General features: G+C 33.2%; 12 protein-coding genes and 1 tRNA gene. 3 read left to right on the top strand and 10 right to left on the bottom strand.

The genetic code is table 11. From position 1 onward, the window contains the following. Positions 1-74: 74 nt before the first annotated feature. The gene (locus BXY80_RS03480; RefSeq protein ID WP_120199817.1) at positions 75-2,162 is read left to right on the top strand and encodes a zinc-dependent metalloprotease; all 2,088 of its coding nucleotides are present in this window, start codon (positions 75-77) and stop codon (positions 2,160-2,162) included. Positions 2,163-2,214: 52 nt separating this feature from the next. Here BXY80_RS03480 and pth read toward each other — a convergent pair whose 3' ends face one another. The 3 genes from pth to BXY80_RS03465 all read right to left on the bottom strand — a co-directional run bounded on the left by pth (position 2,215) and on the right by BXY80_RS03465 (position 4,572). Beyond that, the gene (pth, locus tag BXY80_RS03475; protein WP_120199816.1) at positions 2,215-2,844 is read right to left on the bottom strand and encodes an aminoacyl-tRNA hydrolase; all 630 of its coding nucleotides are present in this window, start codon (positions 2,842-2,844) and stop codon (positions 2,215-2,217) included. A gap of 81 nt (positions 2,845-2,925) precedes the next feature. Next, entirely contained in the window at positions 2,926-3,573 is a 648-nt protein-coding gene (locus BXY80_RS03470; RefSeq protein ID WP_120199815.1) for a 50S ribosomal protein L25/general stress protein Ctc, read from the bottom strand. 57 nt (positions 3,574-3,630) lie between these two features. Continuing rightward, entirely contained in the window at positions 3,631-4,572 is a 942-nt protein-coding gene (locus BXY80_RS03465; RefSeq protein ID WP_120199814.1) for a ribose-phosphate pyrophosphokinase, read from the bottom strand. A gap of 143 nt (positions 4,573-4,715) precedes the next feature. Between BXY80_RS03465 and BXY80_RS03460 the strand changes: the two genes are divergently transcribed. Next, positions 4,716-4,797: transfer RNA gene (locus BXY80_RS03460), tRNA-Leu, on the top strand. Positions 4,798-4,847: 50 nt separating this feature from the next. Here the strand turns inward: BXY80_RS03460 and BXY80_RS03455 are convergent. Beyond that, positions 4,848-10,553: a choice-of-anchor D domain-containing protein gene (locus BXY80_RS03455; RefSeq protein WP_120199813.1), complete on the bottom strand. Its 5,706-nt coding sequence runs from the start codon at positions 10,551-10,553 to the stop codon at positions 4,848-4,850. Between the two features lie 116 nt (positions 10,554-10,669). On the opposite strand from BXY80_RS03455, the gene BXY80_RS03450 reads away from it, so the two are divergent. Next, a complete protein-coding gene (locus tag BXY80_RS03450) occupies positions 10,670-11,143 on the top strand; it encodes a regulatory protein RecX (RefSeq protein WP_120199812.1) in 474 nt (157 codons plus the stop codon). A gap of 54 nt (positions 11,144-11,197) precedes the next feature. Here BXY80_RS03450 and BXY80_RS03445 read toward each other — a convergent pair whose 3' ends face one another. The 6 genes from BXY80_RS03445 to BXY80_RS03420 all read right to left on the bottom strand — a co-directional run bounded on the left by BXY80_RS03445 (position 11,198) and on the right by BXY80_RS03420 (position 16,726). Then, positions 11,198-11,689 (bottom strand): DUF6646 family protein, encoded by a 492-nt coding sequence (locus BXY80_RS03445; protein WP_120199811.1) that lies wholly within the window; start codon positions 11,687-11,689, stop codon positions 11,198-11,200. A 62-nt stretch (positions 11,690-11,751) separates the two neighbouring features. Next, entirely contained in the window at positions 11,752-12,615 is an 864-nt protein-coding gene (locus tag BXY80_RS03440; protein WP_120199810.1) for a cupin-like domain-containing protein, read from the bottom strand. 82 nt (positions 12,616-12,697) lie between these two features. Next, positions 12,698-13,792 (bottom strand): biotin synthase BioB, encoded by a 1,095-nt coding sequence (gene bioB / locus BXY80_RS03435; RefSeq protein ID WP_120199809.1) that lies wholly within the window; start codon positions 13,790-13,792, stop codon positions 12,698-12,700. A 79-nt stretch (positions 13,793-13,871) separates the two neighbouring features. After that, positions 13,872-15,047, bottom strand: a complete 1,176-nt coding sequence (locus tag BXY80_RS03430; RefSeq protein WP_120199808.1) for a beta-ketoacyl synthase N-terminal-like domain-containing protein — start codon at positions 15,045-15,047, stop codon at positions 13,872-13,874. 95 nt (positions 15,048-15,142) lie between these two features. Continuing rightward, a complete protein-coding gene (bioA, locus tag BXY80_RS03425; protein ID WP_120199807.1) occupies positions 15,143-16,408 on the bottom strand; it encodes an adenosylmethionine--8-amino-7-oxononanoate transaminase in 1,266 nt (421 codons plus the stop codon). A 39-nt stretch (positions 16,409-16,447) separates the two neighbouring features. Then, complete coding sequence (locus tag BXY80_RS03420) at positions 16,448-16,726, bottom strand: GIY-YIG nuclease family protein (RefSeq protein WP_120199806.1); 279 nt, start codon at positions 16,724-16,726, stop codon at positions 16,448-16,450. Positions 16,727-16,728: the final 2 nt, after the last annotated feature.

The raw sequence follows: 16,728 nt of genomic DNA, 5'->3' as shown, positions 1-16,728 counted from the left end.
CGTTTTTAGTGCTTAAGTTTTGTAGTTGCCTAATAATTCGATAATTTTATAGATTATAAAAAAACAACATACTAATGAAAAGAAAAACTACTATTACAAGAACGTTAACGTTTGCCTTAATATTTTTAGTTAGCTGTTTCGCTTTTTCTCAAGAAAAATGTGGGATGGTTGCTTATATGGAAGAGCAAATGCAAGATCCAGAATTTGCAAAAGAGCATAAAAAGAACCAAGCAAAGTACAAAGCTGAAATTGATAATATGCTTAGAAATGGAGATGTTAGCTATAGAGGTGCTTCAATTGTTGTTCCTGTTGCTGTGCATTTTCCAACGGGGAATGAGGCAGATAGAGCATGTTTAGAAGCATTAGCACAAAATCAAATAGATATTTTAAATGCTGACTATTCTGCTACAAATACTGATATATCTCAATGGCAAACAGTTATGAGTAATTATCCAGGATTAACTCCTGGAGCTTCAAGTATTTCATTTTGTATGGCTGTTGCAAACCATCCAGTTGGTTTTGACCCACAATTACTTGAAGGAAATCCAGCGGTGACTATAGGTGAAGAATTTGGTGGAGGAAGTAATACAGATGCTACTTGGTCTGGTTATATGAATTTTGTTATTAGAGATATTGGAGGCTTAGGATTTTCGCCTTTAGGGGGAAGTATAGCAGCAGGTCAAGCAGTAACCATGGATGTTAACGCGTTTGGTTCTGGCGCTGGTTGTGCTGGTTCTGGTATCGTTCCAGATCCAGGAGGACAGTATGATTTAGGGCGAACGGTAACTCACGAGTTAGGTCATTTTTATAATTTAAGACATACGTTTAATGGTGATGGACCAAATGGAGACCCAAATGCAGTTTGTGGTAGTGGCACAGGTGATGGTATTGCTGATACACCTGAAGTAGCAAGTAGTACTTATGGTTGCCCAGGAGTTATCCCTGATGGATGTGCTCCAGCAACAAAAGCATTGATTATGAATTATATGGATTATGGAGATGATAGATGTTTATATATGTTTACACCTCAGCAGATGACCATTGTAAATACTTATGTGGGCAATGTTCTTCAGCCGCAATTTAAGCCTAATGTTTGCGTTGCGCCAGATCCAGGGTTTATTATTGCTGCAAATGATAGCCCTGTGTTTTCTTGCCCAACAACAGACAATCAAGCTGTTTTTAATTTGTCGTATGCAACTATATTAGGATTTTCTGAATCTACAATGTTTACGGCTGTTGGTAATCCTCCAGGATCTACAGTAGTTTTTAGCCCAACTTCTATGTCTGCAGATGGTAACTTTACTATGGCCGTAAATAATCTTTCTGGAACAACACTTGGTGATTATATAATTACAGTTACTGGAACATCTGGAACGACATCAGTAACAGAAACTGTGGATGTATTATTAAAAAATAATTGTACCTCTATACAATGTATAGATTATGCATCTGCTCAAAATTTAGGTTTAGCTATACCAGATGGAACAGGTACAACTACACCTGTAAATGGACCTCCAGTAACACACACTATTAATGTACCAGATAATGGTGCAATTGAAAGTTTAACTGTTAATATAGATGTTAGTCATACTTATGTTGGTGATTTATTAGTACGCATAACACATCCTGATGGCACAACTTTTGCCAATGTATGGGCAGGTAATTGTGGAAGTACTGATGATTTTGATATTACTTTTGACGATAACGGTAGTGCTATTGTGTGTACAACTGATACTAATCCAACAACAGGAACATTTATTCCAGAAGAGGCTTTAAGTATATTTAATGGATTAGATGCAGCTGGTGATTGGGAAATCTTAATTGCAGACTTTTTTGCTGGTGATACAGGGACTTTAAATGATTGGTCACTAAATATTTGTTCAGAACAAGCTTTAAGCATAGAAGACAACGAGTTTAATAACTTTGCAATCTTTCCAAATCCAAATTCGGGAACATTTACGATTAAGTTAAACTCTAATTCTGGAAATGATATTAAGGTTGATGTGCATGATGTAAGCGGACGTAGAATTTTTAAGAATTCTTATAGTGTTTCATCTGAATTTGAACAGACGATTAACTTAAATAATGTACAATCAGGTATGTACTTAGTAACAGTTAATGATGGAAATAGAAAAGTAACAAAACGAATTGTTGTTGAATAAAAAATAATGCGTTTCAATATTAAATAAAAAGAGCGACTTTAAGTCGCTCTTTTTATTTTCCGTTAAATGTATTCATTGTATTGTTTATGCCTGATAGACCAAAAGATTTAATAAGCTCGATAGATTTATTTAAACGTTCTGGTAATTTTTCGTTTTCATCTTGAGTCCAATCTCCAAGAACATAATCTACTTGTCTTCCTTTACTAAATTCATCACTAATACCAAATCTAAACCTATTGTATTTAGTGGTTTGTAATTTGTCTTGTATATCTTTTAAACCGTTATGACCTCCATCACTACCTTTTGTTTTAAGGCGAATGCTTCCAAAAGGTAAGTTTAAATCATCAGTTATAATAAGTAAATTTTCTAAAGGTACTTTTTCTTTAGTAAGCCAATATTGAACAGCTTTACCACTTAAATTCATGTATGTACTAGGTTTGAGTAAGATAAATGTGCGTCCTTTTAATTTATAAGTAGTAATATCTCCAAGTTTATTTGTTTCAAAAGTTAACTCTTCTTTTTTTGCTAGATAATCTAAAACTTTAAAGCCAATATTATGGCGTGTGTTTGCGTATTTGTCTCCAATATTACCCAAGCCAACAATAAGAAATTTTTTCATTGTATTGTGATCTTCAGTATTTAATACTTTCTTTTTAAAAATACTTATTAAGAATTTACACATATTGTGTCAGTTTGTGTAAAAGTAAAAAAGCATCCTGATAAAACAGAATGCTTTTTTAAATTATAAAGAGTTGAATCTTTTTTAAGCTTCAGAATTTGCTTCTGCTGCTGGAGCATCTCCTCCTTCAGCTGTTGCTTCTGCACCTTCTTCTAATTCATCTTCATCTTCATCTACTAAAATTGCAGTTCTAGCAGTCTTCACTTGACATACTACAGTATTATCTGGGTGTAAAAACTTGTATGCGTCATTTTCAAAAGCAGTTACATAAAGCTTACCACCAATTTTTAAAGGTGTAATATCTGCTTCAATAAAATCTGGTAAATTAGATGGTAATGCTTTTATTCTTAATTTACGTTTGTTTTTACGTAAAACACCGCCATTTAACACACCTTTTGAAGTACCAATGATATGTACAGGAATATCCATAGCAATTTCTTTGTCTTCAAATAATTGATAGAAATCTATGTGTAAGATTTTATCTGTTACAGGATGAAACTGTATATCCTGCAATACTGCATTGTAAGTTTCACCTCCTTCTAAAGCAATCACAACTGTATGCGCATTTGGCGTGTATACAAGTTTAGAGAATGCTAACTCAGCTGCAGAAAAATGCACTGGTTTGTCTCCTCCGTATAATACGCAAGGAACCTGACCAGCATTACGTAAGGCTTTTGTTGCTTTTTTGCCTACGCTTTCTCTTTGAGATCCGTTGATTGTAATCGATTTCATAATTGTTATTTATATTAATTTAATTATTTACTTTTTTTGATAACCAATTTGTTTTAGCTACATTATAAATTTTGAACTAATTGATTTGTTGTAATGTACATTATGCATGACATCTGCAAAAAGTTCGGCACAGCTTATAACTCTAATTTTGCTGCTTTTTTGTTTTAAAGGAATTGAATCTGTTACAATTAACTCCTCTAATTTTGAGTTTTCTAATTTTTTATAAGCATCACCAGATAAGATAGGATGTGTACAAATAGCTCTAACACTAAGAGCTCCTCTTTCCATCATTAAATCTGCTGCCTTAGTCAATGTTCCAGCTGTATCAACCATATCATCAACAAGCACTACGTTTTTTCCAGTAACGTCACCAATTAGCTCCATATGAGAAATTACATTGGCTTTTGCACGTTGTTTATAACAGATAACAACATCACTAGCTAAGGCTTTAGAGTAAGCATAAGCTCTTTTAGAACCTCCCATATCTGGAGAAGCAATAGTTAAATTATCTAAATTTAAAGACCTTAAGTATGGCAAAAATACTGTTGATGCAAATAAATGATCTACTGGTTTTTCAAAAAAGCCTTGTATCTGATCTGCATGCAAATCCATTGTAATAATTCTGGTTGCTCCAGCAGCTTCTAGCATTTTTGCTATTAACTTTGCAGCAATAGGAACCCTAGGTTTATCTTTTCTATCTTGCCTTGCCCAACCAAAGTATGGTAAAACAGCTGTTATATGTCTTGCAGATGCACGTTTTGCTGCGTCAATCATTAACAGCATTTCCATTAAATTTTCTGGTCCAGGATGTGTTGATCCTATAATGAAAGTTCGTGTACCTCTAATAGATTCTTCGTAAGATGGTTGAAACTCACCATCACTATATGTAGACGTAATTACATTACCTAATGGCACACCAAAAGTAGCTGCAATTTTTTCAGCAAGTTCTTTACTTTGGTTGCAAGTAAAAATTTTGGCTTCTGTAGTTAAACTAGACATTAGTAATAGTTTGTTTTATAGCGTTTTAAACCGTTTTCTCTAAACGAGGTGCAAATTTATGAATTTATTTGATCTTAAAAAGCATAAAAGCTACTATTTTGATAGGATGTCGTAAAATATTTTATAATTTTGCAATCACTTTTGCTCAAGTGGCGGAATTGGTAGACGCGCTGGATTCAAAATCCAGTTTCTTCGGAAGTGTGGGTTCGATTCCCACCTTGAGTACAAAAAGCTTCAACTTAAGAGTTGAAGCTTTTTATTTATAGACTTTGTTATTACCTTTTAATAGCTCTTTTAGTTATTATTTGACCATTAGATAATTCAATTTTTGCAACATATACTGATTGGCTTAGACTAGAAAGGTTAAAGATTTCAGAATTACTCGATCCCTCAAATTTATATATTGCTTGCCCTAATACATTAATAATTTCAACAGACTTGATACTGAAGTTATTATTTGAAATAGCAAACTTTACGTTATCATCGTTAAGTTCAATAATTGTTAATTGATCAGTATTTAATTCATCTTCGTTTACAGATAAAGTTGTATCTCTAAAAACAATTTCAAAACGATTATTAAACTCTCCAGTTTCTGAGGTAAATGTATAATCTGATGTAGATAAATTATGAACTACATTTATTAGATTATCCTTTACATAAATGGTGTTATTATTTAGGAAGTTACCTTCTAATTGCGCAATAGAAAGTGTATATAATGTAGCTATATCTATTGATGTATTAAAGCCTAAAGGAATTACTTCATCTAGTGTTAAGCTATTTGGGTGTTTGCCTTGAATAGCAAACTTTTTGATATTATTTGGAATTATAGAATATAAGACTGAATTTGCTCCAGCTGATGCAACTCGAGGAGCATCATATGCCATGCCATCAAACGAATTAGTTGCACCGTTAACGTAGCCTATAAGAGTTTGACTGAACACACCATTATCTGATGTTAAATCAACCCATAGTTTGTTTTCTAAATTTATATTTGAATTTCTATAAAACACACTATTACTATTAGAGTCTTTAACACGCATAGAGTTGTTAAAGATGATATCTGCTGTTCTAACATTTGGATCTGCATTTGATGGAGCATCAATAGTTGTCGCATCATCAGATAGAGCTACGAAAAATCCTTGACAAGAAGGGATATAACGATCAAAATCTGGTCCAGGACCAATTACAAAAGGTGTGTTATCACCAGCAGTAGTTTGACCAGTTACATTTATAACGGCATAATCTGAAACAGAAAAATTTAAAGCCTCATTGCCATTATTAGTGTTGGAGTAAGGTGAGTTATGAGACCATAAATAAATAGATCCAGTTATAGTACCATTTGGGTTAGTTACATTGTGATATAAATTTTCTTCAAAAAATGCTTTAACACTTATGGCTGAAGGATAAGGATTGCCAATAAAATTCCAATTATTATCAGGTGCTGTTGGAGTATCATTTCTATATGCCGCAACTGGAATTACACCATTGTTAAATGCACCTCGAAAAGTGTATTTAAATTGGTGTGGAGGTGATCCAAGCATGGGATTATTAAAAAGAGCTTGATTGTGTGTAGAGGCATAACCGCGACCTGAAATCATATCTGTTCCATCAGGAGCATACGTCCAATCGTTGTTATCATCATCTACATCATCAGTAATGTTATAATCTAAATTATTATTGTTGTTAGATTCTCCTGCATCATCTAAGTACCTTTCAGCGTTAAACCAAAATCGTCTATTTAAAGTAGCATCTGCTAATCCGTCTTCAATTTTTTCTCCAACAACAGGTGAGCTCCAATAGGTGTATTCATACCAATTACTCATTGGTGCTGTTTCTTTTTCTACAGCAATCTTTGTTTTATCAGATAACACTAAGCCATTTACTAAAGCATCATCATTAACTTGTACAAAAGAACCTTTAGGATTAACTATAATTTGACCATCAACTGTTACATCGTTTTGTACTTCTACGTATTGATTATCTGCTATAGTTAAAATCGCACTTGCATTAATTTCGCATTCGCAAGTTTCAACGCTTCCACCATTGGTTGCTGTGTTATAACTTCCTGCAAATATTGCTTTTTGAGATGAAGTAGGCGGCGTTGTAATAGTATTGTTTGTGTCTCTCCAATCACTACCATCCCATGTTTTTACAGAAGGTGTTTTTCCTGTTAAAAGCACATCGTCTATAGACCAAACTTCATCAAAACGATTATTTTTTAATGTAATTCTTACCATAAGATTACTAACACTTGGTAGACCAGTTACTTTAATTGTACTGTAACCTTCTGTTGTTTGAAACCCTGATGTAGAAGGTGTGAAATCAGTATAGGTGTTGTCATTATCATATACAACAGATGCTATACCAGTTCCTGAAGAAAATGACCATCTTGAGTTATTGTTTCCAGCAACTCGTACTTCGTCAGACCAAGTAGATCCATTGTCTTCGCTAATAGCAACAATAACATCATCGCTATCTAGACCACTTGTGCCGCTTGATGTTGAAAAAGCGCCAACTCGAATACTTAACTCAATATCTTGATAACCTTGAGTGTCAACACTATCAAAATTTAAGGAAGCATATGCCCAAGTGGTATTAACTGTATTGTTTAGCTGAAAACTTTTGCCATCTAAAAATAGGTTAGAACCTCCAATATCTCCAGCAGCTCCATATCCGGTTCCTCCTGTTACAGAAACTGTAGATGCATGTGTTTGTGTATTTGTGTAGTTCCAAGTAGGAGTAGCAGGTGCATCTTCAAAATCTTGCATTGCTATGGTCTGAACGACGTTAGAATCACAGATAACATAATCAATACCTATTCCTCTAATACTAAATGTATAATCTGGGCTTTCACTTCCTGTTGTGTCATTATGTGTTATTGTAACAATAGCATCTTTATTTCCAATTGTAGTTGGTAAAAATTCAATTTGTAGAGATGCGTCAGAACCTCCTGGTATTGATAAGTTGGTTGGAGATGTTATTGTAAAATCTGTTGCATCAGGACCTGAAAGCACAATGTTTGAGACACTTAAAGTTTGATTTCCAATATTTTGTATTGTAAACGTTTTAGTTACTAATTGCGCTGTACTTATATTTGAACTTCCTAAAATGGTGAAATTATTGACGCTTAAATCAGGAATTCCGCTACCGCTAGGAATAGATAAACTATTTCCTGTTACATTTATTTCTGGGCCATTACCTGTTCCGTTAATAACAAATGTAAAAACATCTTCACTATCAGTCATGTCATTGTTCCTAATAGTAACAGTTGCTGTTCTAGGTCCAGCTTCGGATGGCGTGAATGTGATAATAAAACTTTCGCTACTTCCTGAGGTAATTGGGTCATTTGATGGTTGAGTAGTGACAACAAAATCTGATGCATTTGCACCACTTATTTCTACAAAAGGAGCACCAGTTAAATCTAAATCTGCAGTTCCAATACTTTCAATTATAAATGTGTTTGGAGTATCTGCTACACCAACATTGCTATTGCCAAACGCTGTATTATTTATTCCGGTTGTTGTATTTGAGCCAGAAATGATGGTATTATTGTTTCCTTTTACATGAATTTCTGGGCCAACAGGACGTGTAATAACAACTGTATAATCTTCAACTTCACCACTAAAGCCTGTCTCACAGGAAGCAGAGTAGCTCCCCCATTTTGTAGATACTCGCATTCTGGTGTTTCCTAGTGTAGCTCCTGCAGGAGTGTTAATGCTTAGCGGAGATGCAGATGTAGCTCCAGTTGAATTTGCCGTAGAGAAAGTACCTAAGTCATACTCTTCGCCTGAGTCGTTAAAGCTTCCATTATTATTCCAATCAATCCAAGCTTTTGTAAACACTGTATTGTTTCCATCAACAGTTATACTAACATTTAAATTATTGCTTTCTCCAAGTGTTAAGGGAATATAAAGAGCTGGATTACCTGTGTAATCTACATAGTCAGTATTTGTAGATGTGTTAAGATTGTTCATAGAGCTAAAAGAAACACTTTCAATTCCAGTAGAAAAAGCCGTATTTCCATTTGAGTTACAATATGAAACTCCAGTTGTTTGACAAGTTGAAACACCAGTACTCCATTCATTAGTACTAATATTACGTATAAATATAGTATAGCAATATGAAAGTCCAGTAGTTAAACCAGTCACTGTTGTTGTTATTCCATTACCTTTAAAAATAATAGAATCTGATCCAGAATAAGTTGCATTAGCAGTATAACCAGCTCCATTTCCTGTAGGAATAAAGGATGTATTACTTCCTTGATTAGCTACAATTAAAACCTCGTAACAGGATGTTGGCAATGGGTTTGTCCAAGAAATAACTGATGATGTTGGAGCTACAGAAGCACTTGTAATTGTGGCCTCAGGAACGTCGATTGTATATGTATTACTCCAAGATCCAGTATTGTTTATTGCCGTAGCCCAACCAGTACCTGTTTCACAAGTGTAGGCAACAACAGTAAAAGAGTAATCAGATGTATTGGTTAAACCAGTAATTGTTGCTGTTGTAGCATTGCCTTTATAAACAGCTCTACCTAATGTTCCATATGTTGTGGCCGAAGAATAATCTGAATTGGCAGTATAGCTAGATGCATTTCCAGGTGTTGCAGAACTTGGTACTGTAGCACCTAGTTGTGCAAAAACGATATATCCTGATGGTGGTGTTCCTGTTGAAGCATTCCATGATAGTTCTATACTTGTATCTGCTATACAGGCTTCTAAGGCGGTAGCATTATTAGGGCCATCTGCATTTACACTTATATTAAAAGTTGTTGCATTAGTATCAAAATCAAGAACTCTTATGTAATACGTGGTTCCAGCTGTAAAAGTTTGAGTTAAAGTTTCAGCTGTATTATTTCCAGTGGTTGACGAAAATAATGCATTACCAGACGCTGGGCAATTAGAGCTGTATACATATAAATCAATATCAGGGCCAGTAGTGAATGTAGTGGTTATATCAAGCTCAGCTGTACATGAAGGTGTAAACGAATACCAAACATCATTTTTTGTTTGTTGTTGGGCAAGACTTGCAGTAGGTGAAGCTGTCGATAAATCACCTACAATTGGAGCTGCACCAATTGTTAGGTTAGTAGCATTTATACAATCATCATTTGCAGGTGGTGGTGGAGTTACAATACCTTCAACATTAATTGTTGGGATAGTTCCTATTCCTGTTGTTGTATTAGTTATAGTAAGTGTACTGTTATACGTGTTTGTTGCTAATCCAGTTGCTAAACGTGTGTAAATAGTTGTGGTTCCGTTTAATGTTCCTGCTGGTATATTTACAGAATTTGTAAAACTTGTATCATCAAGAGATACTTCAAAATTTGTAGAGTTTGAAGTTACTGTAGTACCATTAACTAATAAATTTCCTGTAACATCAAAACTTTGAGAAGCAGATGTGGGAGAACCAAAACTATAACCTAAACCTGTAATATTTGTTGGTGTAGCTGTTATTGTTGGTGTTGATGCAGCAAATACAGTAACTGATAAGTTATCAATAAATAAATGTGCATTTTGATTATCGCTTAAAATTCTAACATAAGTTGTAGCATTTGAGCTATTTACGTTATATGAATAATTTACATAAGATAAATTTGCCGCAGCTCCCAAAACTCTTGTGGCAACAGTTGTAAAATTTGTACCATCTGTAGATGTTTGTAATTGAAAAACATTGGTGGCATTCCCATTTATATAAGCGTAATCAAATGAAATTGTTCCACAAGTATTTAAAACAGGTGTTGTTATGTGAGCACCAGCATTATCATCATTGATAGTGAATGCAGGAGAAAACATATTTGTGTTTGCATATGAAAAGTTGCCTGCAGCTTGTTTGGTCCATGTTCTACCATTAATAACAATACTTGTTCCAGCATAAGAATTATTGCTTTGAGTGTTGAAATTTTCAGTCCAAGGCTGAGAGAAACCAGACACAAAAAAACATAGAAAAGCTATTAATACGAGGGAGTATTTCTTTATCATAGGGAAAATCTTAATTTTGTTTTTAAACGCAAACGCGCAAATATAGGCAAAATACTTAAAAGTCAGCGACTTGCGGTTTTGAGTTTATTAACAAATAATTGAAAATATACACATTTTTGAATTCAGAAAAAACTTTTACCGTTGAACAGGCAAAATTAAAGTTAGAGCATTATTGCGCTTACCAAGAACGCTGCCATAAAGAGGTTAAACAGAAGTTAAAAACGATGCGTATGATTCCTGAAGCTTGTGATATTATTATTGTTCATTTATTAGAACATAATTTTTTAAATGAAGAGCGTTTTGCTAAAGCTTTTGTAAAAGGAAAGTTTAGAATAAAAAAATGGGGCAAATATCGCATAACTCAAGAACTAAAACTTAGAGAAATTAGTAAAACAATTATTACTAGTGCCTTAAAAGAAATACCTGAGGTCGATTACATAGATACACTTAACGAGTTAGCTGAAAAAAAATCACTTTCTATAACTGAAAGCAATACCCAAAAGAAAAAGAAGAAACTAGCCAATTACTTGTTGTATCGAGGTTGGGAAACTCATCTAGTTTATGATAAGGTAAGTGAGCTTATAAAATAAAAGCGTTTTAATTTTAATTAAAACGCTTTTTTATTGTATTACTATTTAAGTAAATTATAGATTAAATGTAGCTCCAAAACTTATAGTAAATTGATTGTGTAATTTTTCAGCAGGAGTTAATCTGTCCGAATTGTATTTTGCTAATGGAGCATTTAATTCAGTGTAAACACCAAATCCATCTGTAAAGAAGTAGCGCATCCCAAGGTGTGCACCAAAATTTTTTAGCCCTAAATTTAAACCTGGGTAGATGTCAAAATTTTTATCAATATTTACAACATTTCCTAAGTTAGCATTAAAGCGTGCTTTAATATCAAAACGGTCACCAAAATCACTATCTAAAGCACTTTTTACTCCTAATGCATATGTCGATGATAAACCTAAAGAGATATTTTCTCCAACACCAAAATCGTAACTTACGTTAAGCCCTGTTGCATTGTTTTGAAAGTTTGCACCAACTTGAAATTTAGTATCTCCTTTACCTTTAAAAACTTGAGCATTTACAATAGAAACCGAAAGTAAAGCAATTATTATAATTAAATTTTTCATGATTTGAGTTTTTAAAATTTAAGACGGCAAATATATTATAACTTTTTAAAAACCAGTAGTTTTTAATTAATACTCTTATTTGTTTTTAAAATGGCTTGTCTGTTTTTCCAGTCGATCCATTTTTGACCTTTAATTTTTCGCATTACGTTATCAAAATTTCGCATGATTAAAAGATTATAGACAGCTTTGCCAAAATTTTTAGGGTTTCTAGCTATTGCTCTTAGGCTCATAGAAAAGCCAGGAGTTAGATATTTCATATAATGCCAGTAACCTTCAGGCATATAAAGTACTTCGCCATGATTTAATTCACATGTCCAACCTTTAGCATATTGTAAAGCTGGCCAAGTGTTAAAATCTGGGTTAGAAAAATCGATATCTTCTCTTACGATTAGAGAATGCGGAATTTTATATAAATACTTGTTTTGTTTTTGATCAAACAGAATGCATTGTTTTTTGCCTTCAAAATGAAAATGAAAGATATTAGCTAAATCAATATCATAATGCATAAATGTATGTGATTCTTTTCCGCCAAAAAAGAGCATTGGCAAACCTTTCATGAGTTTTAAGCCAAAATCAGGATAGCTAAAATCATTTTGAAGTTGAGGTACTTCTTTTAATATGTTCCAAAGAAAAATCCTGAATTTTGTCGGTTTGCTTTTTAGCAAATTAACATAATCACTCATTTTCATTTTGGCATGAGGTTCATTAAAACCATCTTTATAATCTACAGGTCTGTCGTCGTATAGCGGAACAATTTTATCTCCAGCAATAGATTTCATGTAGTCTAAATTCCACTTTGAAAACGCTGGCCAATCTTCTATAAAACGTTCTATAACCACAGGTTTTTGTGGTTTAAAGTAGTGTTTTATAAAATCCTCTTTGGTAATCGTTTTTACACGAGGAATATTTTGAAGGTTTAGTTTCAACAACAAAAATTTAGTGCGTCAAAGTTAACAAAACGTTACTAAAATCTATTTTATTATTTATTTCTAATTAGTTAGAGATCATTTATTTTAAAACCTTTGCTTTTTGTTTTGCGTCTTCATTACGGTCTATGGTATGCTCAGGTCTTGTCCATTTAGGTTTTTCACCTAGAGCTTGATATTGTGAATCTTGAGCTTCAACAGTTTCTGGTTGCATTTTTTTTATGAATGGTTTTTGTGGATTTAAACCTAACTGTTTAAACATTTCCATATCTTCATTAACATCTGGATTTGGTGTTGTAAGCAATTTGTCTCCTGCAAAAATTGAATTTGCTCCAGCAAAGAAACACATAGCTTGACCTTCACGACTCATCTCTGTTCGCCCAGCACTTAAACGTACTTGGGTTTCTGGCATAATAATTCTTGTAGTTGCTACCATACGTACCATATCCCAAATAGAAACAGGTTTTTGGTCTTCAAGAGGCGTACCTTCTACAGCAACTAATGCATTAATTGGAACCGATTCTGGTTGCGGATTTAATGTAGATAAAGCAACTAACATTCCTGCTCTATCTTCAACTTTTTCTCCCATACCAATAATACCTCCAGAACAAACAGTAACATTAGTTTTTCTAACATTATCTATTGTTTCTAATCTGTCTTCAAAACCTCTAGTAGAGATGACTTCTTTATAGTATTCTTCAGATGAATCTAGATTGTGGTTGTAAGCATATAAACCAGCTTCAGCTAAACGCTGTGCTTGATTTTCGGTAATCATACCAAGAGTACAACAAACTTCCATATCTAATTTGTTGATTGTTCTAACCATTTCTAAAACATCATCAAACTCTTGACCATCTTTTACATTTCGCCAAGCAGCTCCCATACAAACACGCGAACTTCCAGATGCTTTTGCACGTAATGCTTGTGCTTTAACTTGTTGTACACTCATAAGATCATTACCTTCAATATCTGTATGATAACGTGCAGCTTGTGGGCAGTAACCACAATCTTCTGGGCAGCCGCCAGTTTTTATAGAAAGTAAGGTGCTTACTTGTACTGTATTTGGGTCATGATGTTGCCTATGAATTGTTGCAGATTCATAAAGCAGCTCCATTAAAGGTTTATTATATATGTCTAGAATTTCTTCTTTTGTCCAATTATGTCTTGTCTCGCTCATAATTCAAAAATAAATCAATAATATTAGAAATTTGAAATTAGTTCTTTCAATTTTCAACTTGTTTTCAACAATAGTAGAATTAGTTTTTTGTGTTAGGTAAACTTAAAAGAATGCTTACGGCGTTGCCTCCAAAACCAACAGCGTTTACTAAAATTTTAGTAATTTTTTTTGGACGCTTTTCCTCAAAAAAGGGAACTGAAATAAACTCTTGATGTTGAAGCATTAAAACAGCCATTTCTACACTTAACAATCCTGAAGCTCCTAAACTATGCCCTAGTTTCCATTTGTTATTCGTTAATGAAGGAGCTTTGTTACAAAATATTTTTTTAATAGCATTATATTCTGCAATATCGCCTTTTATGGTTCCAGGTGTATGTGTAATTATAATATCTACATCATCTGGATTTGTATTACCTAAAGCCATACGCATAGAATCTTGAAAACATATTGCATTTGCTGATAATGATGCGTTATGTTCTAACAACTCAGTTGCATAACCAATACCAATTATTGATGCTAATGCATTAGGAGTTTCACCTTGCTCTAAACATAATGAAGCAGCAGCTTCTCCAAGAACCATTGTGTTTTCTTTTTTAGAAGTGTCTAAGGCTCGACATGGGAAAGATTCTTCGACAGGCTCAGAATGACATTTGTTATTTGCATAAATTTTTAGTGCTTGCATTTGAGCAATAGTAAAAGGAGTAAGAGGCGCTTCGCTTCCGCCAACTAAAAACTTTTTACACATACCAGAGTTTATCCAAGCAATACCATTTAGCATTGCATGCAATGCTGTTGAGCATGTTATAGAATGGCTAATTTCTGGGCCTTTAGTTTTTAAATCGTGAGCAACCCAAGACGATATATTGCCTAGAGTTGTTGTTGGAGAACTTAGTGTTTTGGCTTTATTGTTTTTTAAGAAATCTTCGTGATATGTTTCAAATAACTGAGTGGCTCCTCGTGATGATCCAATGTTAATTCCGAAATTATCTGAAGCGTTCCAATTTGCTTTTTCTATAGCTTTTCTAGAAGTATAGATTGCAAATAAAACAGAGTTATCTAAAGACTTATATTTTGATTCGGAAGCTTTTAAGTTTTCAATTTCAGTTTTTAGGTTTTTAGATAATTCTGAGATTAAAACACCGTTTTTCTCTACAATACAATGCGAATTGTTTTTGTAGTTGTTCCAAATGCTCTCAGATGAATTCCCTAATGGAGAAATTGATGCAATAGTTGTTATAGATATAGGTTGCTTCAAAGAATTTTGTTTTCAGCAAAAGTAAGAGTTATGTGTTTTATATCATATTACTTTATAATTCAATTGCAATAAAAAGTAATGCATTAGATAAAACTTTAGAGAGTTTCTAAAGCGTCTTCAATAACCTGATATATTTTTTGTAATTCGGTTTGCGTTATGATATAAGGTGCTTGTATATAAATTGTACTTCCTAGCGGACGTAAAAACACACCATTATCTAAAAAGAATTTGAATAGCTTGTCACGTAAATTTCCATAGCGTTCCATTTCAATATTTAAGTCTAGCGCATAAATAATTCCTAGCTGTCGTGTAGATTTTACCTTTGGATGGCTTTTTATATGTTTATTAAACTTTTTATGCGAGTTGATAATAGTGTTAATGCTATTTTTTATGGTTTCTGATTTAAGCAATTCAATTCCTGCTAAAGCTGCAGTGCATGCTAACGGATTAGCAGAATAGGTATGACCATGAAATAGACCTTTACTAAGGTCATCACTATAAAATGCATCATAAATTTTTTGAGAACATGATGTAATTGCCATTGGCATAATACCAGCAGTTAAAGCTTTACTCAAACATATTACATCTGGCTTAGTTTCTATTTGATCTGAAGCAAAATAAGTTCCAGTTTTTCCGAAGCCTGTCATTACCTCGTCTGCAACAGTAATAATATTATGAGCTTTGCATAATTTTAATATTGCATTTAAGCCTTCAGCATTATGCATTTTCATAGCTGCTGCACCTTGTACTAATGGCTCGTAAACAAAACCAGCAACATTATTATTTTTAATAATATCTTGAAGTGTATTTAAAATAGCATTATGATTTTTGCCATTAGGAGTTGGAATGCGTTTTACATCTAAGAAAAAGTCTTTAAAAGGACCATTATAAACAGATAATCCAGAAACACTCATGGCTCCAAAAGTGTCACCATGAAAACCATCTTCAAAAGCAATTAATACATTACGTTTTTCACCTTGATTAAAATGGTATTGCAAAGCCATTTTAATTCCTATTTCAACACTGGTCGAACCATTATCACTAAAGAATAATTTTTCTTGATTGTTTGGAAGAATCGATATCAATTCTTCAGACAGTTTTATTGCTGGCTCATGAGTTAAACTGCTAAAAACCACATGATGTAATTGTTGCATTTGGGTTGAAACACGATTGGTTATATAATCATTACAATGACCATACATGCATGTGTACCAAGATGAAATGGCATCAATGTAACTGTTTCCATTTTCATCATAAAGTACGCAGTCTTTTGCTTTAGTAATAGCAATGTTGTTTGGATGCAATTTGTGTTGCGTTAATGGATGCCAAAGGTGTTTTTTATCGCGTTGGTTTAAGGTCATTTTTCGTCATGCTGAACTTGATTCAGCATCTTATTTTAGTTAGTAATCTAATGTTTTTAATGTCGGATTTATGGTCTTAATTAAATTCAACTTCCATTCTTTATGCCAATTTTTCAATTGTTTTTCTCTAGCTATTGCTTGTTCAATATCTATAAAAGTTTCAAAATAAACTAAATCTTTAGTATTATACTTTTTAGTGAATTTTGAAGCTATCTCTTCATGATGTTCTTGAAGTCTTTTTTCTAAGTTGGTAGTAACTCCAATATAAAATGTAGTTCTATATTTGTTAGTTAATATGTAAACATAACTTGTTTTCATAG

Source organism: Ichthyenterobacterium magnum (assembly GCF_003610635.1).
Classification (GTDB): Bacteria; Bacteroidota; Bacteroidia; order Flavobacteriales; family Flavobacteriaceae; genus Ichthyenterobacterium; species Ichthyenterobacterium magnum.
The sequence above is the reverse complement of the archived record's forward strand: the minus strand, read 5'-3'. Positions and strand labels throughout refer to the sequence as shown.

Coding starts and splice junctions, on each gene's coding strand:
- BXY80_RS03480 (WP_120199817.1), top strand. CDS start 75: ATGAAAAGAAAAACTACTATTACAAGAACGTTAACGTTTGCCTTAATA.
- BXY80_RS03455 (WP_120199813.1), bottom strand. CDS start 10,553: ATGATAAAGAAATACTCCCTCGTATTAATAGCTTTTCTATGTTTTTTT.
- BXY80_RS03445 (WP_120199811.1), bottom strand. CDS start 11,689: ATGAAAAATTTAATTATAATAATTGCTTTACTTTCGGTTTCTATTGTA.
- BXY80_RS03465 (WP_120199814.1), bottom strand. CDS start 4,572: ATGTCTAGTTTAACTACAGAAGCCAAAATTTTTACTTGCAACCAAAGT.
- pth (WP_120199816.1), bottom strand. CDS start 2,844: ATGTGTAAATTCTTAATAAGTATTTTTAAAAAGAAAGTATTAAATACT.
- BXY80_RS03420 (WP_120199806.1), bottom strand. CDS start 16,726: ATGAAAACAAGTTATGTTTACATATTAACTAACAAATATAGAACTACA.
- bioA (WP_120199807.1), bottom strand. CDS start 16,408: ATGACCTTAAACCAACGCGATAAAAAACACCTTTGGCATCCATTAACG.
- bioB (WP_120199809.1), bottom strand. CDS start 13,792: ATGAGCGAGACAAGACATAATTGGACAAAAGAAGAAATTCTAGACATA.
- BXY80_RS03470 (WP_120199815.1), bottom strand. CDS start 3,573: ATGAAATCGATTACAATCAACGGATCTCAAAGAGAAAGCGTAGGCAAA.